Source organism: Kitasatospora sp. NPDC036993 (assembly GCF_055607525.1).
On sequence record NZ_JBVJRP010000003.1, the window covers coordinates 482,182 to 506,730 of the forward strand.

The 24,549-nt window shown below is 73.1% G+C and carries 25 protein-coding genes; 4 read left to right on the forward strand and 21 right to left on the reverse strand.

What is annotated here, in order from left to right:
* Positions 1–45 precede the first annotated feature (45 nt).
* From argH to ACZ7C5_RS08465, 7 genes are all read right to left on the reverse strand, one after another.
* On the reverse strand, positions 46–1,470 hold the full coding sequence (argH, locus tag ACZ7C5_RS08435) for an argininosuccinate lyase (protein ID WP_401087555.1): 1,425 nt from the start codon (positions 1,468–1,470) through the stop codon (positions 46–48).
* A 117-nt stretch (positions 1,471–1,587) separates the two neighbouring features.
* Positions 1,588–2,136, reverse strand: a complete 549-nt coding sequence (locus ACZ7C5_RS08440) for an arginine repressor (protein WP_188299350.1) — start codon at positions 2,134–2,136, stop codon at positions 1,588–1,590.
* Between the two features lie 23 nt (positions 2,137–2,159).
* The gene (locus tag ACZ7C5_RS08445) at positions 2,160–3,383 is read right to left on the reverse strand and encodes an acetylornithine transaminase (protein ID WP_401087556.1); all 1,224 of its coding nucleotides are present in this window, start codon (positions 3,381–3,383) and stop codon (positions 2,160–2,162) included.
* The gene (argB, locus tag ACZ7C5_RS08450; RefSeq protein WP_401087742.1) at positions 3,380–4,255 is read right to left on the reverse strand and encodes an acetylglutamate kinase; all 876 of its coding nucleotides are present in this window, start codon (positions 4,253–4,255) and stop codon (positions 3,380–3,382) included. Before argB ends, ACZ7C5_RS08445 begins: the two co-directional genes overlap by 4 nt.
* A 158-nt stretch (positions 4,256–4,413) precedes the next feature.
* Entirely contained in the window at positions 4,414–5,586 is a 1,173-nt protein-coding gene (gene argJ / locus ACZ7C5_RS08455) for a bifunctional glutamate N-acetyltransferase/amino-acid acetyltransferase ArgJ (protein ID WP_470322278.1), read from the reverse strand.
* Entirely contained in the window at positions 5,583–6,611 is a 1,029-nt protein-coding gene (gene argC / locus ACZ7C5_RS08460) for an N-acetyl-gamma-glutamyl-phosphate reductase (protein ID WP_188299348.1), read from the reverse strand. Before argC ends, argJ begins: the two co-directional genes overlap by 4 nt.
* Positions 6,612–6,709: 98 nt before the next feature.
* Positions 6,710–7,876: a methyltransferase gene (locus ACZ7C5_RS08465; RefSeq protein WP_470322319.1), complete on the reverse strand. Its 1,167-nt coding sequence runs from the start codon at positions 7,874–7,876 to the stop codon at positions 6,710–6,712.
* 127 nt (positions 7,877–8,003) lie between these two features.
* On the opposite strand from ACZ7C5_RS08465, the gene ACZ7C5_RS08470 reads away from it, so the two are divergent.
* Positions 8,004–8,441: a VOC family protein gene (locus ACZ7C5_RS08470; RefSeq protein ID WP_401087559.1), complete on the forward strand. Its 438-nt coding sequence runs from the start codon at positions 8,004–8,006 to the stop codon at positions 8,439–8,441.
* Positions 8,442–8,450: 9 nt separating this feature from the next.
* Positions 8,451–8,825, forward strand: a complete 375-nt coding sequence (locus ACZ7C5_RS08475) for an RNA-binding S4 domain-containing protein (RefSeq protein WP_401087560.1) — start codon at positions 8,451–8,453, stop codon at positions 8,823–8,825.
* 65 nt (positions 8,826–8,890) lie between these two features.
* Here ACZ7C5_RS08475 and ACZ7C5_RS08480 read toward each other — a convergent pair whose 3' ends face one another.
* From ACZ7C5_RS08480 to ACZ7C5_RS08490, 3 genes are all read right to left on the reverse strand, one after another.
* Positions 8,891–9,403 (reverse strand): FBP domain-containing protein, encoded by a 513-nt coding sequence (locus tag ACZ7C5_RS08480; protein ID WP_401087562.1) that lies wholly within the window; start codon positions 9,401–9,403, stop codon positions 8,891–8,893.
* Between the two features lie 44 nt (positions 9,404–9,447).
* Positions 9,448–9,999, reverse strand: coding sequence for an HDIG domain-containing metalloprotein (locus ACZ7C5_RS08485; protein ID WP_470322279.1), 552 nt, complete (start codon positions 9,997–9,999; stop codon positions 9,448–9,450).
* A 114-nt stretch (positions 10,000–10,113) separates the two neighbouring features.
* Entirely contained in the window at positions 10,114–10,998 is an 885-nt protein-coding gene (locus tag ACZ7C5_RS08490) for an SAM-dependent methyltransferase (RefSeq protein ID WP_401087566.1), read from the reverse strand.
* A 208-nt stretch (positions 10,999–11,206) separates the two neighbouring features.
* On the opposite strand from ACZ7C5_RS08490, the gene ACZ7C5_RS08495 reads away from it, so the two are divergent.
* A complete protein-coding gene (locus ACZ7C5_RS08495; protein WP_401087567.1) occupies positions 11,207–12,115 on the forward strand; it encodes a polysaccharide deacetylase family protein in 909 nt (302 codons plus the stop codon).
* Between the two features lie 28 nt (positions 12,116–12,143).
* Here ACZ7C5_RS08495 and ACZ7C5_RS08500 read toward each other — a convergent pair whose 3' ends face one another.
* Complete coding sequence (locus ACZ7C5_RS08500; RefSeq protein ID WP_188299341.1) at positions 12,144–12,962, reverse strand: SDR family NAD(P)-dependent oxidoreductase; 819 nt, start codon at positions 12,960–12,962, stop codon at positions 12,144–12,146.
* 328 nt (positions 12,963–13,290) lie between these two features.
* On the opposite strand from ACZ7C5_RS08500, the gene ACZ7C5_RS08505 reads away from it, so the two are divergent.
* Complete coding sequence (locus ACZ7C5_RS08505; protein ID WP_188299340.1) at positions 13,291–14,160, forward strand: 3-hydroxybutyryl-CoA dehydrogenase; 870 nt, start codon at positions 13,291–13,293, stop codon at positions 14,158–14,160.
* A 74-nt stretch (positions 14,161–14,234) separates the two neighbouring features.
* On the opposite strand, the gene ACZ7C5_RS08510 is transcribed toward ACZ7C5_RS08505, so the two are convergent.
* The 10 genes from ACZ7C5_RS08510 to rpmI all read right to left on the reverse strand — a co-directional run bounded on the left by ACZ7C5_RS08510 (position 14,235) and on the right by rpmI (position 24,512).
* Complete coding sequence (locus ACZ7C5_RS08510; RefSeq protein WP_470322280.1) at positions 14,235–15,080, reverse strand: chitosanase; 846 nt, start codon at positions 15,078–15,080, stop codon at positions 14,235–14,237.
* A 143-nt stretch (positions 15,081–15,223) separates the two neighbouring features.
* On the reverse strand, positions 15,224–16,186 hold the full coding sequence (locus ACZ7C5_RS08515) for a hypothetical protein (protein WP_470322281.1): 963 nt from the start codon (positions 16,184–16,186) through the stop codon (positions 15,224–15,226).
* Positions 16,183–17,109 carry an ATP-binding cassette domain-containing protein gene (locus ACZ7C5_RS08520; protein WP_401087573.1) on the reverse strand — a complete coding sequence of 309 codons (927 nt, stop codon included), beginning with the start codon at positions 17,107–17,109 and terminating at the stop codon, positions 16,183–16,185. The genes ACZ7C5_RS08515 and ACZ7C5_RS08520 overlap by 4 nt, the downstream gene beginning before the upstream one ends.
* Positions 17,109–17,546 carry a GntR family transcriptional regulator gene (locus tag ACZ7C5_RS08525; protein ID WP_401087575.1) on the reverse strand — a complete coding sequence of 146 codons (438 nt, stop codon included), beginning with the start codon at positions 17,544–17,546 and terminating at the stop codon, positions 17,109–17,111. The genes ACZ7C5_RS08520 and ACZ7C5_RS08525 overlap by 1 nt, the downstream gene beginning before the upstream one ends.
* A 109-nt stretch (positions 17,547–17,655) precedes the next feature.
* A complete protein-coding gene (pheT, locus tag ACZ7C5_RS08530) occupies positions 17,656–20,157 on the reverse strand; it encodes a phenylalanine--tRNA ligase subunit beta (RefSeq protein ID WP_401087577.1) in 2,502 nt (833 codons plus the stop codon).
* A complete protein-coding gene (pheS, locus tag ACZ7C5_RS08535) occupies positions 20,157–21,278 on the reverse strand; it encodes a phenylalanine--tRNA ligase subunit alpha (protein WP_188299334.1) in 1,122 nt (373 codons plus the stop codon). The genes pheT and pheS overlap by 1 nt, the downstream gene beginning before the upstream one ends.
* Before the next feature lie 251 nt (positions 21,279–21,529).
* Positions 21,530–22,633 carry a sensor histidine kinase gene (locus tag ACZ7C5_RS08540; RefSeq protein WP_401087578.1) on the reverse strand — a complete coding sequence of 368 codons (1,104 nt, stop codon included), beginning with the start codon at positions 22,631–22,633 and terminating at the stop codon, positions 21,530–21,532.
* Between the two features lie 184 nt (positions 22,634–22,817).
* Positions 22,818–23,684, reverse strand: a complete 867-nt coding sequence (locus ACZ7C5_RS08545) for a TrmH family RNA methyltransferase (RefSeq protein ID WP_401087580.1) — start codon at positions 23,682–23,684, stop codon at positions 22,818–22,820.
* A 128-nt stretch (positions 23,685–23,812) separates the two neighbouring features.
* Positions 23,813–24,208: a 50S ribosomal protein L20 gene (gene rplT / locus ACZ7C5_RS08550; RefSeq protein WP_030055649.1), complete on the reverse strand. Its 396-nt coding sequence runs from the start codon at positions 24,206–24,208 to the stop codon at positions 23,813–23,815.
* A 109-nt stretch (positions 24,209–24,317) separates the two neighbouring features.
* Positions 24,318–24,512 (reverse strand): 50S ribosomal protein L35, encoded by a 195-nt coding sequence (gene rpmI, locus ACZ7C5_RS08555; RefSeq protein ID WP_188299331.1) that lies wholly within the window; start codon positions 24,510–24,512, stop codon positions 24,318–24,320.
* Positions 24,513–24,549 lie beyond the last annotated feature (37 nt).

Consider the following 24,549-nt stretch of genomic DNA (forward strand, 5'->3'; position numbering starts at 1 on the left):
GTCAGGGATCGACGCCCTCGCCGGGGCCGGCCCCTCCGTCGGGGATCAGCCCTGTGCCCACTCCCGCTGCCGCGCCAGGTCCGCCTTCACCTCGGCGAGCTGGACCGCGACCGCCGAGGGGGCCGTACCGCCGCGCCCGTCGCGGGAGGCGATGGCGCCGTGGACGCTGAGCACCGAGCGCACCTCGGGCGTCAGGTGCCCCGAGATCGCGGCGAACTGCTCGTCCGTCAGGTCGGCCAGTTCGATGCCCTCGGCCTCGCAGACCTTGACGCAGGCGCCGGCCACCTCGTGCGCGACCCGGAACGGCACGCCCTGCTTGACCAGCCACTCGGCGATGTCGGTGGCGAGCGAGAAGCCGGCCGGGGCCAGCTCCTCCAGCCGCTCCCGGTGCACGGTGAGGGTGGCCATCATCCCGGTGAACGCGGGCAGCAGCACCTCCAGCGTGTCGCAGGAGTCGAAGACCGGCTCCTTGTCCTCCTGGAGGTCCCGGTTGTAGGCGAGCGGCAGCGCCTTGAGGGTGGCCAGCAGGCCGGTCAGGTTGCCGATCAGCCGGCCGGACTTGCCGCGGGCCAGCTCGGCGATGTCCGGGTTCTTCTTCTGCGGCATGATCGAGGAGCCGGTGGAGAAGGCGTCGTGCAGCGTGATGAAGCCGAACTCCTTGGTGTTCCAGATGATCACCTCCTCGGCGATCCGGGAGAGGTTGATCCCGATCATCGCGGTCACGAAGGCGAACTCGGCGACGAAGTCGCGCGAGGCGGTGCCGTCGATGGAGTTGCCCACCGAGCCGCCCTCGAAGCCGAGTTCGGCGGCGACGGCCTGCGGGTCGAGGCCGAGCGAGGAGCCGGCCAGCGCCCCGGAGCCGTACGGCGAGACGGCGGTGCGGGCGTCCCACTGGCGCAGCCGCTCGGCGTCCCGGCCGATGGCCTGCACGTGCGCGAGGACGTGGTGGGCGAAGAGCACCGGCTGGGCGTGCTGGAGGTGGGTGCGGCCCGGCATCGCGGTGTCCGGGTGCGCCTCGGCGAGGCCGACCAGGGCCTGCTGGAGGTCGAGCAGCAGGCCGCCGATGGTCCTGGCGTGGTCCCGCAGGTACATCCGGAACAGGGTGGCGATCTGGTCGTTGCGCGAGCGCCCGGCCCGCAGCTTGCCGCCGAGGTCGGGGCCGAGGCGCTCCAGCAGGCCGCGCTCCAGCGCGGTGTGCACGTCCTCGTCGGCGACGGTGCCGGTGAAGGTGCCCGCCTCGACGTCGGCGAGCAGCAGGTCCAGGCCGGCCAGCATGCCGGCCAGTTCCTCGTCGGAGAGCAGGCCGGCCTTGTGCAGGACCCGGGCGTGGGCCTTGGAGCCGGCGATGTCGTACGGCGCGAGGCGCCAGTCGAAGTGGACCGAGGCCGAGAGCTTGGCCAGCGCCTCGGACGGGCCGTCGGCGAAGCGCGCGCCCCAGAGGCGGACGTCGGCGGACTGCTGGACGGTCATCGCGGTGGCTCCTTCATGCATGTGCAGTAGGTGGCATAAGTATGCATCAGGCCGTATGAAACACAAAACCCCGGCCGATCGCTGTCTCCGTCGGCCGGGGTCGTCCCGGGGAAGGCCCTACTGGGCCTTGGCCTGGGCCAGTTGCATGAGGTGATCGGCGAGCGCCTGGCCGCCGGCCGGATCACGGCTGATCAGCAGCACGGTGTCGTCGCCGGCGATGGTGCCGATGATCTCGAACACCTCGGCCTGGTCGATCGCCGAGGCCAGGAACTGGGCGGCGCCGGGCGGGGTGCGCAGCACCACCAGGTTGCCCGAGGCCGTCGCGGAGACCATGAGTTCGCCGGCCAGCCGGGCCATCCGGCCCTCGCTGGCCGACTCCCCCATCGGCGCCCGCGGCGTGCGGTCGCCGCCCTCGGCCGGGACCGCGTAGATCAGCGCGCCGTCCCGGTTGCGGATCTTGACCGCGCCCAGCTCGTCCAGGTCCCGGGAGAGGGTGGCCTGGGTGACCACCAGGCCGTCGTCGGCGAGCAGCTTGGCGAGCTGGCTCTGCGAACGCACGGGCTGGCGGGTGAGCAGGTCCACGATCCGCCGGTGGCGCGCCGTGCGGGTCTGCGGGACCTGCGGCGTCGGGCCGGTGACGGACGGGCCGGAGTGGGATGCGGTCATGTGATTATTCTCCCGGAGAACGGTCAACTCGCATCGGCCGGGGCGCCTTCGCGCACCGCCCGGAGGATGCCCGGCAGCGCGGCCAGGAACGCGTCCGCCTCCTGCTCGGTCAGCACCAGCGGCGGGGCCAGCCGGACGGCGTCCGGGACGGCCGCGTTGACCAGGAAGCCCGCCTCCTGCGCGGCGGCCTGGACCTCGGCCGCGACCGGCTCGGTGAGCACGACGCCGAGCAGCAGACCCGCCCCGCGCACGTGCGAGACCAGCGGGTCGCCGAGCGCCTCGACGCCGTCGCGCAGCCGCTCGCCGAGCTTGCGGGCGTGCTCCAGCAGGCCCTCGGACTCGATGGTGTCCAGCACCGCGAGCCCGGCCGCGGCGGCCACCGGGTTGCCGCCGAAGGTGGTGCCGTGCCGGCCCGGGGTGAACAGGTCGGCGGCCGGGCCGAAGGCCAGCACCGCGCCGATCGGCAGGCCGCCGCCGAGCGCCTTGGCCAGGGTGACGACGTCCGGCTCGACGCCCTCGTCCGCCTGGTGGGCGAACCAGTGGCCGGTGCGGCCGATGCCGGTCTGGATCTCGTCCAGGACCAGCAGGGTGCCGGTGGCCCGGGTGATCTCGCGGGCCGCCCGCAGGTAACCCTCGGGCAGCGGGATCGCGCCGTTCTCGCCCTGGACGGGCTCCAGGAAGACGGCGGCGGTCTCGGTGGTGACGGCCGCGCGCAACGCCTCCACGTCACCGAACGGGACGTGGGTGACGTCGCCGGGCAGCGGGCGGAACGGGTCCTGCTTGGCGGGCTGGCCGGTCAGCGCGAGGGCGCCCATGGTGCGGCCGTGGAAGCCGCCCTGGAGGGCCACCAGGTGGGTGCGGCCGGTCAGCCGGCTGATCTTGAAGGCGGCCTCGTTGGCCTCGGCGCCGGAGTTGCAGAAGAACACCCGGCCGCCCGGCCGGCCGTCCAGCCGCAGCAGCCGCTCGGCGAGGGCGATGGTGGGCTCGGCCATGAAGAGGTTGGAGACGTGGCCGAGGGTGGCGATCTGCCGGGTCACGGCCTCGACCACCGCCGGGTGGGCGGTGCCGAGGGCATTGACGGCGATGCCGCCGAGCAGGTCGGTGTACTCCTTGCCGTCGGCGTCCCAGAACGTGCTGCCCTCGCCGCGCACCAGCGGGACGCGGGGGGTGCCGTAGTTGTCGGTGAAGGAGTGCTGCCACCGCTCGGCGAGCTGCTCGTTGTGCGTCACTGCGGTCACGCCGTTCATGCCAGTCCCCCGGTCACGGTCGGTTCGTCGTCCGGCACGACCATCGTGCCGATGCCCTCGTCGGTGAAGATCTCCAGCAGCAGGCTGTGCTGGACCCGGCCGTCCAGCACGCGGGCGGTGCCCACGCCGGAGCGGACGGCGCGCAGGCAGCCCTCCATCTTGGGGAGCATGCCGCTGGCCAGACCGGGCAGCAGCTCCTCCAGCTCGCTCGCGGTGAGCTGGCTGATCACGTCGTCGGACTCCGGCCAGTCCTTGTAGAGGCCCTCGACGTCGGTGAGGACGACGAGCATCTCGGCGCCGAGCGCGACCGCGATGGCGGCGGCCGCGGTGTCGGCGTTGATGTTGTAGACGTGGCCGTCGGTGCCGCGGGCGATCGAGGAGATGACCGGGATGCGGCCGTCGGCGATCATCGCCTTCACCGCGCCGGCCTCGATGTTGACGATGTCCCCGACCAGGCCGATGTCGACCTGCTCGCCGTCCACCACCGCGTACCGCTTGACCGCCGTCATGGTGTGCGCGTCCTCGCCGGTCATGCCGACCGCGAACGGGCCGTGCCCGTTGAGCAGGCCGACCAGCTCGCGCTGCACCTGGCCGGCCAGCACCATCCGGACCACGTCCATGGTCTCCGGGGTGGTGACCCGCAGGCCGTTGGTGAAGCTCGACTCCAGCCCCAGCTTGTCGAGTTGGGCGCTGATCTGCGGGCCGCCGCCGTGCACCACGACGGGGTGCAGGCCGGCGTAGCGCAGGAAGACGACGTCCTGGGCGAAGGCGGCCTTGAGGCTGTCGTCCACCATGGCGTTGCCGCCGAACTTGATCACGACGGTCTTGCCGTGGAAGCGCTCCAGCCACGGCAGCGCCTCGATCAGCGTCATGGCCTTGGGCAACGCGGTGTTGTTGCGGGCCTGTTCGCCCTTGGGTGCGATCTGCACGGTTTCCGGTGTCCTTGTCGGATCGGGTGGGGTAGGCCGGATCAGCTGGAGTCAGGCCGGATCAGGTGGAATGAGGCCCGATCAGCTGGAACCGGGCCGGATCACGTGGAGTAGGCGCTGTTCTCGTGGACGTAGTCGGCCGTCAGGTCGTTGGTCCACACCGAGGCGCTCGCCGTACCGGCGTTGAGGTTCGCGCTGATGACGACCTCCCGGCCGGCCATGTCCACCAGGTCGCGGTCCTCGCCCACGCCGCCGGCCTTGCAGACCCAGACGCCGTTGATCGCGACGTCCAGCTCGTCCGGGTCGAACGCGGCGGAGGTGGTGCCGATGGCGGCCAGCACCCGGCCCCAGTTGGGGTCCTCCCCGTGGATGGCGCACTTGAGCAGGTTGTTGCGGCTGATCGTCCGGGCGACCTCGACCGCCTCGTCCTCGGTGGCGGCGCCGGTGACGTCGATCCGGATGTCCTTGCCGGCGCCCTCGGCGTCGCCGATCAGCTGGCGGGCGAGGTCGGCGCTCACCTGGCGGACGGCCTCGGCGAACTCGGCCTCGTCCGGGGTGGTGCCGGTGGCGCCGGAGGCGAGCAGCAGCACGGTGTCGTTGGTCGACATGCAGCCGTCGGAGTCGATCCGGTCGAAGGTGGTGCGGGTGGCGCCGCGCAGCGCGGTGTCCAGGGCGGCGCTGTCCAGGTCGGCGTCGGTGGTGAGCACCACCAGCATGGTGGCGAGGCTCGGGGCGAGCATGCCCGCGCCCTTGGCCATGCCGCCGACCGTCCAGCCGGCCGGGCTGGTGTACTGGGCGGTCTTGTGGACGGTGTCGGTGGTCTTGATGGCGATCGCGGCGGCCTCGCCGCCGGTCCCGCTCAGCTCGCCCGCGGCCAGGGTGACCCCGGGCAGCAGGATGTCCATCGGCAGCCGTACGCCGATCAGACCGGTGGAGGCGACGGCGACCTCGCCCGCGTTGAGCCCCAGGTCCACGGCGGCCCGCTCCGCGGTGGCGTGGGTGTCCTGGAAGCCCAGCGGGCCGGTGCAGGCGTTGGCCCCACCGGAGTTGAGGACGACGGCGGAGACCCGGCCGCCCTTGAGGACCTGCTCGGACCAGAGCACCGGCGCGGCCTTGACCCGGTTGGCGGTGAAGACGCCGGCCGCGGCGAGCGAGGGCCCGTCGTTGACCACCAGGGCGAGGTCGGGGGTGCCGGAGGCCTTGATGCCCGCGGTCACCCCGGCGGCGCGGAAGCCCTTGGCCGCGGTCACTCCGACGTTCGTGCTCTTGCTCACGGTGCGACTCCGTTCACGGGAAGGCCGAGCTCCTCGGGCAGTCCGAGGGCGATGTTCATGCTCTGCACCGCACCGCCGGCGGTGCCCTTGACCAGGTTGTCGATCGCGCTGATCGCGATGATCCGCCCGGCGGCGGCGTCCAGGGCGACCTGGACCAGGGCGGTGTTGGCCCCGTAGACGCTGCTGGTCTGCGGCCACTGCCCCTCGGGCAGCAGGTGGACGAAGGGCTCGTCGGCGAACGCCTCGGTGTACGCGGCGCGCAGGCTCTGCGCGGTCACGCCCGGCCTGGCCTTGGCCGAGCAGGTGGCGAGGATGCCGCGCGGCATGGGGACGAGAGTGGGGGTGAAGGAGACGGAGACCGGCTCGCCCGCGAGCGGGGTGAGGTTCTGCATCATCTCCGGGGTGTGCCGGTGGACGCCGCCGACGCCGTACGGGCTGACGCTGCCCATCACCTCACTGCCCAGCAGGTGCGGCTTGGCGGCCTTGCCGGCGCCCGAGGTGCCGGAGGCGGCGACCACCACGGCCTCCGGTTCGGCGAGCCCGGCGGCGTACGCGGGGAACAGTGCCAGGGAGACGGCCGTCGGGTAGCAGCCGGGCACGGCGATCCGGTTGCTGCCCTTCAGCGCGGCACGGTGGCCGGGGAGTTCGGGCAGGCCGTACGGCCAGGTGCCGGCGTGCGCGGAGCCGTAGAACTGCTCCCAGTCGGCGGCGGCCTTGAGCCGGAAGTCGGCGCCGCAGTCGATCACCAGGACGTTCGGGCCGAGTTCCTCGGCGACGGCGGCGGACTGGCCGTGCGGCAGCGCCAGGAACACCACGTCGTGGTCGGCCAGCACCTCGGTGGTGGTGGCTTCCAGGACGCGGTCGGCGAGCGGGAACAGGTGCGGCTGGAGCAGCCCCAGTCTGGTGCCCGCGTTCGAGCCGCCGGTCAGCGCCCCGATCTCCACCTCGGGGTGGCCGAGCAGCAGGCGCAGTACCTCACCGCCCGCGTACCCGCTCGCGCCGGCGACGGCGACTCGCAATGCCATGGCGTTCCTCCTTCGTCTTGGCATGAATATACGCGTGACGGAAAATTCATGCAAGGAGTCGACGCCTGACCCCCGCCGTGGCGGGGGTGTGCAACCGGTCAGCGCTTGACGGCCCGCAGCACCACGAACTTGGGGTTCCCCGCGACGACTCGGCAGTTGCCGAAGAGGCGGCGTAGCTTGACGTGGTAACCGAGGTGGCGGTTGCCGACCACCCAGAGTTCGCCGCCCGGCCGCAGCGCCCGCTTCGAGTCGGTGAACATCCGCCAGGCGGTGGCGTCGGTGGTGGCCTGGTGGGAGTGGAACGGCGGGTTGTTGAGCACCAGGTCCACCGAGCCGGGGGCGGTCACGTCCGCGGCCAGGGCGTCGGCGGCCACGAACTCGGCCGGGGCGTCCGGGCCCAGGTTGGCGCGGAAGGTCTCCTCGGCGGAGGCCACCGCCTGGTGCGACTCGTCCACGAACACCAGCTCCGCACCGGGCCCGGCCAGCGCGGCGGCCGTACCGACCACGCCGTTGCCGCAGCCGAGGTCCACCACCCGGGCACCGGGGGCCGGGACGGGCAGGTGGGCGAGGAAGAAGCGGGTGCCGATGTCGAGCCGGTCGGCGCAGAAGGTGCCCGCGTGGTTGACCACCGTACGGCCGGAGACCGGACCGATGTCCGACGGCAGCGCGTAGCGGGTCGGCCACGGACTGGGGCCGGGGTCGAGCGCCGGGTCGGGGGTGCAGAGGATCAGCCTGGCCTTGCGGACGGCCAGCGAGGTGCGGGTCGGGCCGAGGATCCGCTCGAAGAGCCGGAGGGTGGAGGTGTGGATCTCGGTGGTCATGCCGGTGCCGACCACCACGGTGCCGGCGTGGACGGCCGGGGCGAGCCGGTGCAGCTGATCCTCCAGCAGGGCCAGGCTCTTGGGAACGCGCACCAGCAGCACGTCGATCCGCTCCGGCGGGGTGTCCCTGGTGGTCAGCAGCCGGGACTCGTCGACGGCGGCGCCGGCCCGGGCCAGGTTGGCCAGGGTGGCCAGGCGGCCGAGGTGGGAGTCGGTGATCTGGACCGGCCGGTACGCGGCGAGCGCGGTGGTCAGCGCGCCCCAGCGGTCGCCGAGGACGGCGACCGTGCGGCCGGCCAGCTCCGTCGCGGCGCCGGCCGCGCTGTCCGCCTCCCCGGCGAGGTGGCGCAGCAGGTACTCGTCGGCGGCGTCCCAGGCCCGCAGCCGCTCGCGCGGATCCGCTGGGTGACGGGTGAGCTCGAAGGTGCCCCAGGGAGTGGCCAGGGAGGTGTCCGGCGGGGTCGCGGCGGGCGTGGTCTGCGGATTCATCGTGTTCTCAGGCTATCCGACGACCCCAGGGAGACGGTTACGGACGGATACTGGAAGAGCCCGACCGAGAGGGGTGAGGGCGATGCAGTGGAAACTCGCAGTCGTGGTGGTCCCCGTATCGGACGTCGACCGCTCGAAGCTCTTCTACGAGGAGCAGGCCGGGTTCACCGTCGACCACGACACCCGGCTGCGGGACGGCCACCGGGTGGTCCAGCTGACTCCCCCCGGCTCGCCCTGCTCGATCGTCGTGGGCACCGGGATGACCGAAGCTCCGCCCGGATCGGTCAAGGGGCTCCAGCTGGTGGTGCCGGACATCGAGAAGGCGCACGCCGAACTGCTGGCCCGGGGCGTACAGGTCAGCCCGGTCCAGCACTTCGTGGCGGGGGGCCGGGTGAACGGGCACGGCGAGGCGTGGAACAACTTCGTGTTCTTCAACGACCCGGACGGGAACGCCTGGGCGGTCCAGGAGGCGCCGGCCGCCGTGCAGTCCTCGGGTGGTCCCCGAGGAGTCCTTGGGTAGGCTCCGGGAATGGCTGAACACGAGGGAAGCGTGCGGGTGGACAGCTGGATCTGGTCGGTCCGGCTGGTCAGGACGCGGGCGCTGGCGGCCGCCGCCTGCCGGGCCGGGCACGTCCGGGTGAACGGCGAACGGGCCAAGCCGGCCCAGGCGCTGAAGCCCGGGGACGAGGTCCGGGTCCGCGAGGAGGGGTACGAGCGGGTCGTGGTGGTGCGGAAGCTGATCCGCAAGCGGGTCGGCGCCTCGGTCGCGGCGGAGTGCCTGGCCGACAACAGCCCGCCGCGGCCGCCGCGCGAGTTCGTCGCGGCGGCCGGGACACGGGACCGCGGGACGGGGCGCCCCACCAAGCGGGAGCGCCGCGACCTGGACCAGCTGCGCGGGCACTGAGCGGCACCGGCCCGTCACGCGACGCCGAGCCGTCACACGGCGGCGGTCCGTTACGCGGTGGTCCGTTACGCGGTGGCGGTGGTGGCGGTGAGCACCCTGGCGAGGAAGCCGCCGAGGTTGCCCACCGTCCGGTCGATCTGCTGCTCCAGCGGCAGCGACTCGTCGGGCCTGGTGACCAGGGTGGACTTCTTCAGCCCGCGCACGTAGAGCGAGCAGGCCAGGTCGGCGCAGATGTACGTGCCGACCGTGTTGCCCTCGCGCCCGGCCGCCCCGGCCCTGCGGGCGGCGAGCAGCGCGACCCCTGACCCGGCGTGCGCGGTGATGCACAGCGAGCACACGTTGGTCTTGGTCAGGCTCCGCCGGATCACCGGCGAGCGCAGCGTCACCCCGACGAGCTCGCCCCCGTACGGCGCCACCAGGTACGCCCGGTCGGGCGCGCCCTGGTCCCGCCAGCCGAGGAAGTCCAACTGCTCCCACGGAAGTTCGGCAAGCCCCCGGGGCAGGTTGAGCCGGCGGGCCTCGCCCTTGGAGCAGTTGACGAAGGACGCGCGGATCTCGTTCTCACCCAGGGGTTCCATGCCGCGGAAACTAGCACCGGCCCGCCCGCCGTGTCGCGCCGATTTCACCCGGTGCGGACCGGATGGGCGGCCTGGACCGCGAGCCGCCGCGGGGCGTCCTCGCCGATCCGGGTGAGCAGGTCGTCCAGGGCGAGGAAGGCCTCCCAGCGCTCCCGCCCGCCGGCGGCGGCGAGCCGGTCGACCACGCGGTCCTCCAGATCCTGGACGCGCTTGTTCTTCCAGGCCTTGTCGGCCAGGCTCACCAGCAGTTCCTCGACGGTGACGCCGGGTTCCCCCCAGCTCGCGTGGCTGCGGGCGAAGCGGGCGAGGTGCTCGGGCACGCCGTGGGAGAGCAGCAGGGCGTGGCCGGCGGCCTCGTGCCGGGAGCCGGGGGCGGAGAGTTCCTCGGGGTGGACGGTCTTGCCGATGTCGTGGGTGGCGGCGCCGTACCGGACCGCCCCGCCGTCGAAGACCAGGCCCTCGCGGGCGCAGAAGTCGGCGATCTCCTCGGCCACCTGGTGCACCAGCGCGAGGTGGGCGACCAGTCGGGGCGGGGCGTCGACGGCCCGCAGCAGGCCGGCGACATCGGGGGGCAGCGGCGGCAGGGTGGTGGTCACGGCCGGAGGGTAGCCCGCCCGGTGACGGCTTGTCAGTGGGGGTCCGTAGGCTTCGACGGGCCGGTCCCGGCGCAGGAGGGGGGTGCCGGACCGGCCCGACGGAGCCGGGAGGGGCTACTTCTTGAAGGCGACACCGGCGTACGCCGAGACGTCCTGCCAGCCCTCGGGGAGTTCGGTGGTGGGCACGTGGCCCGCGGTGGGGCGCCAGAGCGGGAGCTGGACGAGCCCGGGGCCGGTGAACTCGAAGTCGCCGAAGAAGGGCTCGACGCCGGCCCGCGACCGCAGCACGAGCGGGGCGCTCGCGCTCTTGTAGATCCGGGTGCCCTCGGCGGCGCTCTCACGGGAGGCGAAGTCCGGGCTGCCGTGGGAGAGGATCAGCGCGCTGCCCGGGGCGAGCGCGTCGCGCAGGGTGCCGACGATCCGCTGGGCCCCCTCCTCGTCGCGGATGAAGTGCAGGACGGCGACCAGCATCAGCGCGACCGGCCGGGAGAGGTCGACGGCTCCGGCGAGCGCGGGGTGGCCGAGGATCGTGGCCGGGTCGCGCAGATCGGCCTCGATCACCGAGGTGTGCCCGGCCGGGTGGCTCGCCAGCAGGGCGCGGGCGTGGGTGGCGACGATCGGGTCGTTGTCCACGTACACCACCCGGGCGTCCGGGGCGACCCGCTGGGCGACCTCGCTGGTGGAGCCGACCGCGGGGATGCCGGTGCCGATGTCGATGAACTGGCGCACGCCGCGGCTCGCCGCGAACTCGACGGCCCGGCCGAGGAACTGGCGGTTGGTGCGGGCCATCAGGGGCAGCGCCGGGTAGGCGGATATCGCGGCCTGGGCGGCCTTGCGGTCGGCCTCGAAGTTGTCCTTGCCGCCGAGGTAGTAGTCGTACATCCGGGCGGTGTGCGGGACACCGGTGTCCAGCTCGCTCGGCGGCCGCCAGTCGTCGGCTCTGGCCCAGCCCCACTCGGTGTCCGCGGTCCGGCCGATCGCCGCGCTGTCCTCGTACATCCTGTCCGCCCCCAATGCGCCATGCCGGAATCGTTCGGCTACCGCCCGTCCACGCGGTGCGCGGTGATCGTATCCAAGGACACACCGTGGAAACAGCGGGAGTTCAGGTTTACGCAACACCCGGTGACGGGGTGTGTGCACGTCAAGCCCGGAGCGGCCGCCCCTCCCGGATCGCCCGCCGGGGCCGTCGTCCCTATGCTGGCTGCCGATGACTGCCGACCGCCGCACCGTACTGCGCACCACCGCCAGGTTCGCCGCCCTCGCCGCCACCGGTGCCCTCCTCACCTCCTGCGGCACCGGAACGCCCCGCCGGGCCGACCCGGGGGCGCTCGCCGCGCACCCCGGCACCGTGGACCCGCAGCACACCACCGACCCGGCCTGGAACGGCGGCGAGGGCCCTGCCTCCGCCACGCCCACCGCCTCGGCGGAGCCCCGGGCCGCCGACGGGCCGACGGCGGCCGCCGCCCAGCCCGCCACCCCGCCGGCGCCGCCCGCGCTGCCGCCGCTCGCGCCCGGCACCCCGGTCGAGGTCGCGTACGGGCCGCGCACCGGCGGGAACGTGGCGCTCACCTTCCACGGCAGCGGTGACCCGAAGCTGGCCACCGCGCTGCTGGAGGCCGCCGAGCAGCGCGGCGTCAACGTGACCGTGATGGCCGTCGGCAGCTGGCTCGACCAGCAGCCGCAGATGGCCCGGCGGATCCTGGACGGCGGCCACGAGCTGGGCAACCACACCCAGAACCACCTCAACATCTCCGCCATGACACCGGACCAGGCGCGCGCCGAGATCGCCCAGTGCGCGGAGCGCCTCCAGCGGCTCACCGGCTCGATCGGCCGCTGGTTCCGGCCCTCCGCCGCGCAGTACGCCACCCCGATGGTGCGGGAGCAGGCCAGGGCGGTCGGGTACGAGCACGTGCTGTCCTTCGACGTCGACCCGCGCGACTACAACGACCCCCCGGCCGCCGAGCTGCAGCGCCGGGTGCTGAACGCGGCGCGCGGCGGCTCGGTGGTGGCGCTGCACCTGGGCCACCAGTGCACGGTGGACGCGCTGCCCGCCATCCTGGACGGCCTGGCGAAGGCCGGGCTCAAGCCGGTGACCGCCAGCCGGCTCTGCGCGTGAGGACGTGTGGGGGCGCGTGAGCCGGTGATCAGACCATCGGGTCGTCGTCCTTGTACGGGCGCAGCCGCAGGGTACGGGCGTCCGAGTCGCGGATCGCGTCGGCCCGGTTGACCAGCTCCTCCAGGTCGTCCCGTCCGGCGTGGATGAACCGCCCGTGCAGCCCGTCGAAGCGGCCCCGGGCGGCGTCCACCGTGACCGCGACCATGTACGGAATGGAGCCCCAGGCGGTGGCGTCCCTGAACATCGGCATCCCCGCGGTCATGTCGGTGGCCACCGCGCCGGGGCTGATGTCGAGGACGACGATGCCGTTGCGGGCGAGTGAGTCCGCCATGTTGTCGGAGAGCTGGAGCAGCGCGCCCTTGGAGGTGGCGTACGCGGTGTAGTTGCCGTCCGGGCGCAGCGCGAAGCCGGAGTTGAGGTTGACCACCCGGCCCTGCCGCCGGGCGACCATGCCGGGCAGCACGCAGCGCAGCAGGTTGTAGGGGCCGCGCAGGTTGGTCTCGATCACCTGCCACCACTGGTTGGCGTCGGTCTCCCAGAGCGGCACCTCGGCGCGGTCGACCAGGCCGGCGTTGTTGACCAGCAGGTCGGTCGGCCCGAGGTCGCGCTCGACCACCCGGACCGCCTCGCGCACCGAACCGGGGCGGGTCACGTCGGCGGTCACGGCGACACCCCGGGAGCCGCGCTTGACGCACTCCTTGAGGGTGTCGGTCAGCGTCTCGTGGGTGCGTCCGACCAGGCCGACGGACATCCCCTCGGCGGCCAGGCCGATGGCGATCTCCCGGCCGATGCCCCGGCCGGCGCCGGTGATCAGGGCGACCTGTCCTACGAGCGATCCCGTCGACACCGCGTGCTCCCTTCGCCGTCCCCGGCCCTGTCCGATTCCGCCCCGGCCCTGCCGTCCTCCGCCCCCGGCCCCCGTCTGCGGCATTCTGTCGGCCGCCGGGCGGAGCCGGCTCCGGCACACGGAGCCGGGGCCGCCGCCTCACTCGTTCGGGGGAATCCTGACACTGGCACCGCGCCGGGGAGGGGGTGACCTACTGGCCGGTACGGAGTAGTAACGTCGTCGGGGCGGTGCCCGGTGCACCCGTTCCGGCACACCGGCCCCGTCGTCCAGCGGCTCGCTGGGCCACCCCGCAGCTGGGCGACCCCCAGCTCCACCGAAGGGCAACTGAGTGAGTGACATCGCGCGCGTCGGAGTGATCGGCTGCGGCCTGATGGGGTCGGGCATCGCCGAGGTCTTCGCCCGGGCCGGGTTGGACGTCCTGGTGGCGGAGGCCAGTGGCGAGGCGCTGGAGTTCGGCCGCACCCGGCTGACCAACTCCCTGGACACCGCGGTCAAGCGGGGCAAGCTGACCCCGGAGCAGCGGGACGAGGCGCTGGCCCGGCTGTCCTTCACCGTCGAGCTGTCCGACTTCGCCGACCGCGACCTGGTGGTCGAGGCCGTCGCCGAGCGCGCGGACATCAAGGTCAAGATCTTCGAGACCCTGGACCGGGTGGTCGAGCGCCGCGACGCGATCCTCGCGTCCAACACCTCCTCGATCCCGATCGTGAAGCTGGCCGCCGCCACCACCCGCCCCGAGCAGGTGATCGGCCTGCACTTCTTCAACCCGGCGCCGGTCCAGAAGCTGGTCGAGGTCATCCCGACCCTGACCACCTCGGCGACCACCACCGAGCGGGTCGAGGCCTTCGCCTCGCAGGTGCTCGACAAGGAGCCGATCCGCGCCCGCGACCGGGCCGGCTTCGTCGTCAACGCCCTGCTGGTGCCCTACCTGCTGTCCGCGGTGCGGATGTTCGAGTCGGGCGTGGCCACCGCCTCCGACATCGACAAGGGCATGGAGGCCGGCTGCGCCCACCCGATGGGCCCGCTGCGGCTGTGCGACCTGATCGGCCTGGACACCATCGTCTCGATCGCCGAGTCGATGTACGACGAGTACAAGGAGCCGCTGTACGCCGCTCCCCCGCTGCTCTCCCGGATGGTCGACGCGGGCCTGCTGGGCCGCAAGTCCGGCCGCGGCTTCTACGACTACACCGCGAGCGCCTGACGCCCGCGGCGCCTCCGGGCACGGGGGCCCGGCGACCGTGAACCGGTCGCCGGGCCCCCGTTTTTGACCTGGCGTCAGCTGTTGATGGTGTAGCTGTCGCCGTACACCTTCCACTTCAGCGGCGGGTTGAGGTCGAAGTTCTTGGCGTTGAGGAAGACCAGCTGCTCGGTGTCGACCCGGCTGGTGTCGGAGTGGGCCTCCTCCTTCTTCATGACCACCTTGCGGGCGTCCAGGAAGGCCTTCAGGTAGGTGGCCTCGTCGCCGCCCTGGGCAGGCGTCCTGGCCTTCTTCATCGCGGCGGCGCGGATGCCGCCGAAGCTGTCCGAGCTGGTGCCCGGGCCGTGCATCACGATGGCGTCGTAGTAGGCGAACTGGCCGAGCGCGCGCAGGCCGTCGCTCTTGCCCTGGCTGACGGCGGGGTTGAAGTACACCCGGTCGCGCTCGTCGTTCTGGGCCTGCTGGAAGACGGTGTCCTTGGCGGCGGTGGCCCAGTCCTTCTCGAACGCGGAGCCGAGGCCGGCGTGCGAGTCGGTGCCGTTGACCTTCTTCAGGGCCGGCAGGTACTTGGCCAGGACGTTGCCGGGCTTCAGGTCGGTGTAGTGCTGGACCAGCTCCAGCATGTCACCGGTGCCGGAACAGAAGCCGATGATGCCGGCGGTGTAGCCCCGGCCGTCCTTGATGTCCTCGATGTACTTGTACTGGGCCTTCCAGTCCAGCGACGAGTTCTCCGCGCTGGACACCAGCTGCATGGCGATGTCCTTCTTGTGCGGGTCGTCCAGCCCGGCCGCGGCCAGCCGGACGGCGGCGGCGGCCGGCGACGGGGCGGCCTGGGCCGCCGTGGTGGCCGCGACGGTCAGGGGGGCGGCCACCAGGGCGGCGGCGAGGGCGATGCGGAGGGCACGACGGGGCTGCGAACGCATGGAACGGCTCCGATTCCTCGATGGGTTAGGAAACTTTCCTAACAAGAAGAAGGAAACGCCCTCGGCCGCGCTCCCGCAAGGGTTTTGACGGAACCTCTTCAAGAGATCTTGGGGCCGCGGACCGGCCCGCGCCGTCGCGCGGCTCAGTACGCCCGGCGCCTCACCCACCAGACCGCCCCCGCGCACGCGGCCACGCCCAGGGCCGCCGTCCAGCCGGACTCGACGAACTGGAACGGCCAGAACCGGTCCGCCGGCTGGTACACCTCGTGGGCGGTGTAGCCGCCGTCCCGCACCAGGGCCTGGAGCCGGGCGAAGTCCCCGAGGCCGTAGAACGCGTCGCCGGGGATCCGGTTCCCGGCCGGGTCGGAGAACCAGACGTTCAGCACCCAGCGGTCGTCCAGCGCCATGGGCACCATGGAGTGCCTCGGCTCCTCCAGCGGAGGCAGGTAGTGGGCGCGCACGGCGTGGGCGAGGAACGGCAGCGCGACCGAGGCCGCCAGGCCGGCCCCCACCGCGGCCACCGTCCGGCGCAGCACCGCACCGGCCAGCGCCGCGACCCCGAAGGCCACCAGCACCCGGCCGACCAGCACCGGCGGCGTCTGTACGAAGACCTCCGGGCTGAACCGCCCGTCCCTGAGCGTCAACGGCTCGCTCCACCAGCGCAGCACCAGTCCGAACAACGCCGCCACGACGGTCAGCGCCGCGCCGCCCACGACCAGGCCGCCCACCGTCCAGCGGGTCCGCCCGGCGCCCTGGGTCCAGGCGAAGCGCACCGTGCCGTGCTCGAACTCCCTTGCCAGCAGCGGCCCTCCGAGGAAGGCCCCGAAGGCTCCGCCGAGGACGTAGAGCACGGCTCCGAATTCCTGCAGTCCGTCGCCGTACTGGCGCAGGAACTGCTTGTAAGCGGCCGTGCAGGCGTCGGCGGCCGGGTCACAGGAGTTCGCGCCCGTGCGCTCCAGGCCGTCGTGCAGGTACCAGCCGTGGGCCAGCAGCGCCAGCGAGACCACGGCCATCATCGTCAGCAGGGTCACCAGCGCCGGCCGGTGGCGCAGCCCGGCCGCCCGCAGCACGGCGGAGCGGGACGGCGCGAGGGTCGGGGACGTCACGGCAGCAGCACCTTCTCGTTCGGAGGGACGGCTCCGCGCGGTCCCGGGAGGGCGGAGGCGGCCGGCTCGCGCAGGTAGGCGAGCACCAACTCCGCCAGCCCGACACGCTGTTGGCGCCAGGAGCCGGAGACCGGAGCGTCCGCGCCGCCGGTACGGACCAGCAGGTGGGACTGGGCACCGGCGCGGCGGTCGCGGACCACCGGCAGCCGCCCGGCGACCTCGCCGGCCTCGGCGGTGGGACCGGTGAGCATCCGGTGGCCGCCCAGCAGGTCGTCCACCTCCCCCGCCACCTGGACCCGGCCGGCGCCGAGCGCCACCAGGTAGTCGCAGCTCTGCTCCAGCTCGTTGACGGCGTGCGAGGAGAACACCACCGACATGCCGTCCTCGGCCACCGCGGTCAGCAGCACGGCCATGAAGTCGTGCCGGGCGAGCGGGTCCAGGGCCGCCAGGGGCTCGTCCAGCAGCAGGAGTTCGGGGCGCTTGGCGAGGGCCAGGGCGAGCGACACCTGGGCCTGCTGCCCGCCGGAGAGGCGGCCGTACCTGCGGTCCAGCGGAATGCCGAGGCCCTCCAGGTGGGCGCGGGCCCGGCCCCCGTCCCAGCGGCGGTTGAGGTGGCGCCCCATCGCCAGCAGGTCGCGGACGGGCAGGCCCGGATAGAGTGCGGCGTTCTGGGCGACGAAGCCGATCCGGTCCAACGCGCGCGGCGAGCCGGGCGCCTGGTCGCCGAGGACGGTCAGCGCGCCCTCGCTGGGCAGGGCCAGCCCCGCGGCGAGGCCGAGCAGCGTGGTCTTGCCGGCGCCGTTCGGGCCGACCAGGGCCACCACGTGCCCGGCGGGCACGGCGAGCCGGCAGTCCCGCAGCGCCCAGGAGCGGCGGTAGCGCTTGCCGAGCCCGGCACAGTCGATCACCGTGTCCACGGCCATCAGGCCACCACCCCGTCCCGGCCCTCGCGCAGGTCGCGCAGCGCGTCCTCGAACACCGCGGCCATCCCCTCCTCGTCCAGCCCGGCGGTCCGCGCCGAGCGCATCCAGTCCAGCAGCCCCCGGCGCAGCGCGGCCCGTTCGCGCAGCGGCACCACCCCGGCCGGCAGGCCCCGTACGAAGGTGCCCTGGCCCCGGCGGCCGACCGCGAGGCCGCGGTGCTCCAGCTCGCGGTACGCCTTGAGCACCGTGTTCGGGTTGATCGCCAGTGCGGCCACCGCCTCGCGCACCCTGGGCAGCCGGTCCCCCTCGGTCAACCAGCCCATCCGCAGCGCCTGTTCGACCTGCTGCACGAGTTGCAGGTAGGTCGGGACGCCGGAGGCCGGGTCCAGGCGGAACTCGATCGGGGAGGGCTGGTCCGCTTCTTTATCTACTTCCATAGGTAAAGAGATAAGCGACGGACTGATGATCCGTCAACCCCGGGAAAGACGAAGGGCCCCGGCCCGGACTCGTGGTCCGGGGCGGGGCCCTTCGTCAGCCGCTGCCGCGTCAGGCGCCGCGCAGCACCGCGCCGGTGCGGGCGACGGCCTCGGCGACGGCCGCCTCGCGGGCGGCGGTGGCCTCGTCGGCGGTCAGGGTGCGGTCGACCGCGCGGAAGCGCAGCGCGTAGGCCAGCGACTTCTTGCCCTCGCCGACCTGCTCGCCGGTGAACACGTCGAACAGCCGGATGGCCTCCAGCAGTTCGCCCGCGCCGGAGCGCAGCGCGGCCTCGACGTCGGCGGCCGGGACGGCGGTGTCGACGATCAGCGCGACGTCCTGGGTCGCCACCGGGAAGCCGGAGACGGTCGGGCCGTTGACCCGGGCCGCGCCGTCGGCGGTGAGCAGGTCGATGTCGATCTCCATCGCGGCGGTGCGGGCCGGCAGCCCGAGCGCCTTGACCACCCGCGGGTGCAGCTCACCGGCGTGGCCGACCACCCGGTCGGTGCCGGCCACCAGCAGCTCGGCGCAGCGGCCCGGGTGCCAGGGAGCCAGCTGCCCCTGGCGGACGGTCAGCTCGACGCCGGCCGCGCGGGCCACCGTACGGGCCGCCTCGACGGCGTCCGCCCAGAAGGCCTGGGCGCCCTTGCCCCACCAGCCCGACGGCAGCCGCTCGCCCGCGAGGGCGACGGCGATCCGGCGCGGCTGGTCCGGCAGCGCGGCGTCCAGCTCGGCGAGCTCCTCGTCGCTGGGCCGGTGGTCGACGGCCGGACGCGGGGCCACGGACAGCTCGTCCTTGGGCAGGAAGACCGTGCCGGTCTCGAAGACCGCCAGGTCGGTGTTGCCCCGGCCGACGTTGCGGCGCAGCGCGCCGAGCAGGCCCGGCAGCAGCGTGGTGCGCAGCGCCGGCTCCTCGTCGTTCAGCGGGTTGACCAGCTTCACCGTGCGACGGCGCCGGTCGTCCGCCTCCAGGCCGAGCGCCTCGAAGGCGGCCTCGCCGATGAACGGGTAGTTGTTGACCTCGACGTAGCCGGCCCCGGCCACCGCGACGCCGATCCGGCGGTTCACCCGCTGGGCCTCGGTCAGGCCCTTGCCCGGGGGCACGTCGGGCATCCGGGCGGGGACGTTGTCGTAGCCCTCCAGCCGGATGACCTCCTCGGCGAGGTCGTACGGGTCGGTGAGGTCGGGACGCCAGGTCGGCGGGGTGACCTCCAGGACGTCGGCACCGGAGACCGAACAGCCGATCTCCTGGAGACGCCGGGTGACGGTCTCGCGGCCGTACCCGGTGCCGGCCACCCGGTCGGGCAGGTCGGCGGCGATGGTGATGGTCCGCACCGGGTGCGGGGCCGCGATGTCGGTGACCCCGGCCTCGGCGGTGCCGCCGGCGATCAGGACCAGCAGGTCGACGGCGCGCTGCGCGGCGGCGCGGGAGGCGTCCGGGTCGACGCCGCGCTCGAAGCGCTTGGACGCCTCGGAGGGCAGCTTGTGCCGCTTGGCGCTGCGGGCGATGGCGACCGCGTCGAAGTGCGCCGCCTCGATGATCACCTCGGTGGTACCCGGGCCGGCGGCCGGGTCGAGGATCTCGGTGGAGGCGCCGCCCATCACGCCGGCCAGGCCGATCGGGCCGCTGTTGTCGCAGATCAGCAGGTCCTCGGCGGAGAGCTTGCGCTCCACGCCGTCGAGGGTGGTGAGGGTCTCGCCCTGCTCCGCCCGGCGGACCGTGATCGGGCCGTCCACCCGCTGCTTGTCGTAGGCGTGCAGCGGCTGGCCGACCTCCAGCATCACGTAGTTGGTGATGTCGACGGTCAGCGAGATCGGCCGGATGCCCGACTTCTGGAGCCTGCGCTGGAGCCAGATCGGGGACTTGGCGTTCGGGTCGACGCCGATGACCGTACGGGCCACGAAGCGGTCGCAGCCGGTCTGGTCGTTGACCTTCACCAGGTAGCCGAAGGAGTTCGCCGGCGGCACGTCGAGCAGCGCCGGGTCGGCCAGCGGCAGCCCGTACGCGGCGGCGGCCTCGCGGGCCACGCCGCGCATGGACAGGCAGTAGCCGCGGTCCGGGGTGACGGCGATGTCGAGCACCTCGTCGACGAGCTGGAGCAGCTCGATGGCGTCGGTGCCGGGCTCGAACTCCGGCGGGAGCACGATGATGCCGTCGTGGTCGTCACCCATGCCCAGCTCGCGGGCGGAGCAGATCATGCCGGCCGAGGTGTGGCCGTAGGTCTTGCGGGCCGCGATCGGGAACGGGCCGGGCAGCACCGCACCCGGGAGCACGACCACGACCTTGTCGCCGACGGCGAAGTTGGTCGCGCCGCAGACGATCTCCTGCGGCTCACCGGTGCCGTTGGCGTCGCCGACGTTGACGAAGCAGTGCCGGATCGGCTTCTTGAAGCCGGCCAGCTCCTCGATGGAGAGCACCTCGCCGACCACCAGCGGGCCCTTGAGGTCCGTGCCGAGCTGCTCGACGGTCTCGACCTCCAGGCCGGCCCTGACCAGGCGCTCCGCGACGTCACGGCCCGTCTCACCGGCCGGCAGGTCGACGTACTCGCGCAGCCAGGAAAGCGGGACGCGCATCAGATCTCCATCCCGAACGGGAGGGTGAAGCGGACGTCACCCTCGACCATGTCGCGCATGTCGGCGACGTTGTGACGATTCATCAGGATCCGCTCCAGGCCCAGGCCGAAGGCGAACCCGCTGTAGCGGTTGGGGTCGACACCGCAGGCGACCAGCACCCGTGGGTTGACCACGCCGCAGCCGCCGAGCTCGATCCAGCCCTCGGAGGAGCAGGTGCGGCACGGCCGGTCCGGGTTGCCGACGCTCGCACCGCGGCACACGAAGCACTGGAGGTCGATCTCCGCGCTCGGCTCGGTGAACGGGAAGTAGGACGGGCGCCAGCGCAGTTCCAGGCCGCCGCCGATCAGCTTCTCGACCAGCACCTCGATGGTGCCCTTGAGGTCGGCGAAGGTGATGCCCTCGTCCACCGCGAGGCCCTCGACCTGCCGGAAGACCGGGGTGTGGGTGGCGTCCAGCTCGTCCGTCCGGTAGACCCGGCCCGGGCAGACCACGTAGACGGGGGGCTCGCGGTCGAGCATGGTGCGGGCCTGGACCGGGGAGGTCTGGGTGCGCAGCACCACGCCGGAGTCGGCGGAGCCGTCCGGGGCCTGGACGAAGAAGGTGTCCTGCATCGAGCGGGCCGGGTGGTCCGGGCCCAGGTTGAGGGCGTCGAAGTTCAGCCACTCGGCCTCGACCTCGGGGCCCTCGGCCACCTGGTAGCCCATCGCGACGAAGGTGTCCTCGATGCGCTCGGCCATGGTGGTCAGCGGGTGCCGGGCGCCGCGCGGGGCGCGGTCGTACGGCAGCGTGACGTCCACCGCCTCCTCGACCAGCACGCGGGCGTCGCGCTCCGCCTCCAGTTCGGCCTGCCGCTTGGCGAGGGCCTGGTTGACGGCCCCGCGGGCCTGGCCGATCAGCTTGCCCGCTGCGGCCTTGGCGTGCGGGGGGAGGGCGCCGATCTCGCGGTTGGCGAGCGAGAGCGCCGAGCGGTCGCCGGTGTGGGCGACCTTGGCCTGCTTCAGCTCGTCCAGGGAGCCGGCGGCGGCGAACGCGGCGATCGCCTCGTCCCGCGCCTGCTCCACCACCTCGGGCTTGAGTGCCTCGACCTCGACCGGGTCGTACGACTTGTTGGGTGCCGACATCTCTATCTTTCCCGTGCTCCTGCTCGTCCGTGCTCAGGTGTGGGGTCGCCTTCACGTCACGCCCGGCGGGGCCGGGGCACGGGCAGCCGGTCGCCGTTCGCCGGAGGCTCACGGGAGTGGTGTCCGCGGCTCAGCCGCGCAGGGCGTTGCGCAACGCCAAAGGTCGAGTGTAGTCGCAGCGCGTAGCGCGGCTGCCGTGAAGCCCGCCCGGCCCCGACCTACAACATGCTCTGCTTGTCGTTCATGCTCCTTCAGAGCATGAAGTCGGGCACGCCGGCGGGCAGGATAAATCGGAACCGGGCGCCGCCACCGGGCGCGCGGTCGACGCGGATCGAGCCGCCGTGGGCCTCCACGATGCCCTTGACGATGTAGAGGCCCAGGCCCGTGCCACCGCGCTTGGAGCCGCGCCAGAAGCGCGTGAAGACGCGCGGCATCGAGTCCTCGGGGATGCCACTGCCTTCGTCGCTCACGGTGACCGCTGTGCCTTCCACGATGCGGGGCGGGGTGCCGTTGCGCTCCCAGAGGGGCGCCTCGACGACCTCCTTGGCCGGTGCCACCTCGATCGTGACAGTTCCCTCGCCGTGCCGCACCGCGTTTTCCAGCAGGTTGGCGAGCACCTGGTCGACCTTGTCCGGGTCGGCCCACAGCACCGTCAGCGGCTCGCCGATCCGGATGTCGAAGCGCTCCTCGGGGATGCCGGTGGCGACCTTGCGCTCGACGTGCCGGCGCACCGCCGCCGCCAGGTCGACCACCTGCTTGCGCAGTTCCAGCCGGCCCGCGTCGATCCGGGAGATGTCCAGCAGCTCGGCGATCAGCCGGGTGACCCGGTCGGCGTCGGCGTCCACGGTCTCCAGCATCAGCCGCTTCTGCCCGTCGGTGAACCGCTCCCACTTGGCCAGCAGCGTCGCCGTGAAGCCCTTGACGCTGGTCAGCGGGGAGCGCAGCTCGTGCGCCACGGTGGCGATGAGCTCGGCGTGGCTGCGCTCGGTGCGGCGCCGGGCCTCGGTGCCGCGCAGGGCGATCACCAGGCGCTCCAGCGGCCCGCCGGGCGCGCCGCGGACGTACCGGGCGGAGACCAGCACCTCACGCCCTCCGGGCAGCAGCAGGTTGCGCTCCGGCTGGCGGGTGCGGATGGCCAGTCCGCCGTACGGGTCGGTCAGCTGCCACCAGCGGCGGCCGTCCAGGTCCTCCAGCGGGAGGACGTCCTCCAGGGCGCCGCCGAGCGCGGCCTTCGGGAGCACGCCGGTGAGCCGGGCCGCGGCCCGGTTGAAGCAGACCACCCGGCCCAGCGCGTCGGCGACCACCAGGCCGTCCGGTAGGTCGTCCGGGTCGAGCTCGGGTCCGCTGCCGACCATGGGTTGCCTCCCCGATTACCCACCGTGCCGTTCCCCCCACAGAGGCAGACCCTAGCGCCTCCCAGGCGCCCGCAGTAGGGCTTGCGGGGTGGATCCTGTCCGATCGGACCGGGGCGGCCGGGGCGCGTGCGCCGCCTGGCGGAGGCGGGGTCGGCGCGGAGCACCCGCGACCTCCCCGGGTACGTCAGGCCTGCGCGCGGCAGCCGCCGGGCGAACGCTGCGCACGCGCCGAGGCGTACAGGCAGACGGCCGCCGCGGTGGCCAGGTTGAGGCTCTCGGCGTGACCGTGGATCGGGACGCGCACGACCTCGTCGGCGAGCGCGCGGGTCTCCTCCGGAAGCCCCCACGCCTCGTTGCCGAACACCCATGCGCCGGGCGCGCCCAGGGTGCCCTCGTCCAGCTCCCGGTCCAGGTCGCGCTCGCCCGCGCCGTCCGCGGCGAGCACCCTGACACCGGCCTCGCGCAGCCTGCCGACGGCCTCCTCGACCGGCACGCCGACCGCCACCGGCAGGTGGAACAGGCTGCCCACGGAGGCCCGGACGGCCTTCGGGTTGTAGAGGTCCACCGAGGCGTCGGTGAGCACCACGGCGTCCGCGCCGGCGGCGTCGGCGGTGCGCAGCACCGTCCCGGCGTTCCCGGGGTCGCGCACGTGGGCGAGGATCGCGACCAGCTTGGGGCGGGCCTTGAGCACCTCGTCGAACGGAGTGTCGATGAAGCGGCAGAGCGCCACGATGCCCTGCGGGGTCACGGTGTCGCAGATCCCGGCGATCACCTCGTCGGTGGCGGTCAGCACCGGCAGCCCCTCGGCCAGGACGGCCTCGACGATGTCCGCGTGCCGCTCGGCGGCCTCCAGGCCCACGTACACCTCGACCACGGCGTGCTCGGCCGTCCCCGGCAGCCGGCCGAAGGAGACGGCCTCCCGGACGGCCTGCGGGCCCTCGGCCAGGAAGCGGCGCTCCTTGGTGCGCTGGTTCCGCTTGGCGAGCCGGCGGGCGGCGACGACGCGCGGCGAGCGCAGGGAGGTGAGCAGGGGGGTCTCGGTGCTCGGCATGGTCTCGGTTCTCTGGAGGCGCTGACGGAGGCTGGAGCTGACGGAGGCTGGAGGAGGAGGGAAGAACGCAGAACCGGACCCGCAGGAGAGCCTGCGGGTCCGGTGAGAGCTCAACCGATCTCGGAAGATCAGGCGGCGTCCGCGGCGGCCTTCGGGGCGTTCACGTCGGCCGGCAGCGCCTTCTGGGCGACCTCGACCAGGGAGGCGAACGCACCCGGGTCGTTGACGGCCAGGTCGGCCAGCATCTTGCGGTCGATCTCGACGCTGGCGGCCTTCAGGCCCTGCACGAAGCGGTTGTAGGTGATGCCGTTGGCACGGGCCGCAGCGTTGATGCGCTGGATCCACAGCTGACGGAAGTCGCCCTTGCGCTTCTTGCGGTCGTTGAAGTTGTAGACCAGCGAGTGGGTGACCTGCTCCTTGGCCTTGCGGTACAGGCGCGAGCGCTGGCCACGGTAGCCGCTGGCGCGCTCCAGGATGACCCGGCGCTTCTTGTGGGCGTTGACTGCCCGCTTGACGCGTGCCACTTGATTACTCCTTGGGTTGGACCACGGACTACTTCACGTGGTCCGTCATTCGAATGGGTCGGGAAGGATCAGCTGCCCCGCCGACGGCTCGCACCGGGCGGGAGGGCGATCACTTGCCGAGAAGCTTCTTGATCTTCTTGGCGTCACCGGGGGCGGCCACGACGGTCCCGGCCAGCTTGCGGGTCAGCGTCGAGGGCTTGCGCTCCAGGAGGTGGCGGCGGCCGGCGCGCTCGCGCAGCACCTTGCCAGAGCCACTGATCTTGAAGCGCTTGCTGGCGCCACTGTGCGTCTTCTGCTTCGGCATTTCGCCGTATCTCCTCGTCGGTCCCGTCCACGCCCGC

What these genes read in the sequence shown, in the direction of transcription:
- argH (WP_401087555.1), bottom strand. Translation starts at nt 1,470, where the DNA reads ATGACCGTCCAGCAGTCCGCCGACGTCCGCCTCTGGGGCGCGCGCTTC.
- ACZ7C5_RS08440 (WP_188299350.1), bottom strand. Translation starts at nt 2,136, where the DNA reads ATGACCGCATCCCACTCCGGCCCGTCCGTCACCGGCCCGACGCCGCAG.
- ACZ7C5_RS08445 (WP_401087556.1), bottom strand. Translation starts at nt 3,383, where the DNA reads ATGAACGGCGTGACCGCAGTGACGCACAACGAGCAGCTCGCCGAGCGG.
- argB (WP_401087742.1), bottom strand. Translation starts at nt 4,255, where the DNA reads ATGACGCTGATCGAGGCGCTGCCGTGGCTGGAGCGCTTCCACGGCAAG.
- argC (WP_188299348.1), bottom strand. Translation starts at nt 6,611, where the DNA reads ATGGCATTGCGAGTCGCCGTCGCCGGCGCGAGCGGGTACGCGGGCGGT.
- ACZ7C5_RS08470 (WP_401087559.1), top strand. Translation starts at nt 8,004, where the DNA reads ATGCAGTGGAAACTCGCAGTCGTGGTGGTCCCCGTATCGGACGTCGAC.
- ACZ7C5_RS08475 (WP_401087560.1), top strand. Translation starts at nt 8,451, where the DNA reads ATGGCTGAACACGAGGGAAGCGTGCGGGTGGACAGCTGGATCTGGTCG.
- ACZ7C5_RS08480 (WP_401087562.1), bottom strand. Translation starts at nt 9,403, where the DNA reads ATGGAACCCCTGGGTGAGAACGAGATCCGCGCGTCCTTCGTCAACTGC.
- ACZ7C5_RS08490 (WP_401087566.1), bottom strand. Translation starts at nt 10,998, where the DNA reads ATGTACGAGGACAGCGCGGCGATCGGCCGGACCGCGGACACCGAGTGG.
- ACZ7C5_RS08495 (WP_401087567.1), top strand. Translation starts at nt 11,207, where the DNA reads ATGACTGCCGACCGCCGCACCGTACTGCGCACCACCGCCAGGTTCGCC.
- ACZ7C5_RS08510 (WP_470322280.1), bottom strand. Translation starts at nt 15,080, where the DNA reads ATGCGTTCGCAGCCCCGTCGTGCCCTCCGCATCGCCCTCGCCGCCGCC.
- ACZ7C5_RS08520 (WP_401087573.1), bottom strand. Translation starts at nt 17,109, where the DNA reads ATGGCCGTGGACACGGTGATCGACTGTGCCGGGCTCGGCAAGCGCTAC.
- ACZ7C5_RS08525 (WP_401087575.1), bottom strand. Translation starts at nt 17,546, where the DNA reads ATGGAAGTAGATAAAGAAGCGGACCAGCCCTCCCCGATCGAGTTCCGC.
- pheT (WP_401087577.1), bottom strand. Translation starts at nt 20,157, where the DNA reads ATGCGCGTCCCGCTTTCCTGGCTGCGCGAGTACGTCGACCTGCCGGCC.
- pheS (WP_188299334.1), bottom strand. Translation starts at nt 21,278, where the DNA reads ATGTCGGCACCCAACAAGTCGTACGACCCGGTCGAGGTCGAGGCACTC.
- ACZ7C5_RS08540 (WP_401087578.1), bottom strand. Translation starts at nt 22,633, where the DNA reads ATGGTCGGCAGCGGACCCGAGCTCGACCCGGACGACCTACCGGACGGC.
- ACZ7C5_RS08545 (WP_401087580.1), bottom strand. Translation starts at nt 23,684, where the DNA reads ATGCCGAGCACCGAGACCCCCCTGCTCACCTCCCTGCGCTCGCCGCGC.
- rpmI (WP_188299331.1), bottom strand. Translation starts at nt 24,512, where the DNA reads ATGCCGAAGCAGAAGACGCACAGTGGCGCCAGCAAGCGCTTCAAGATC.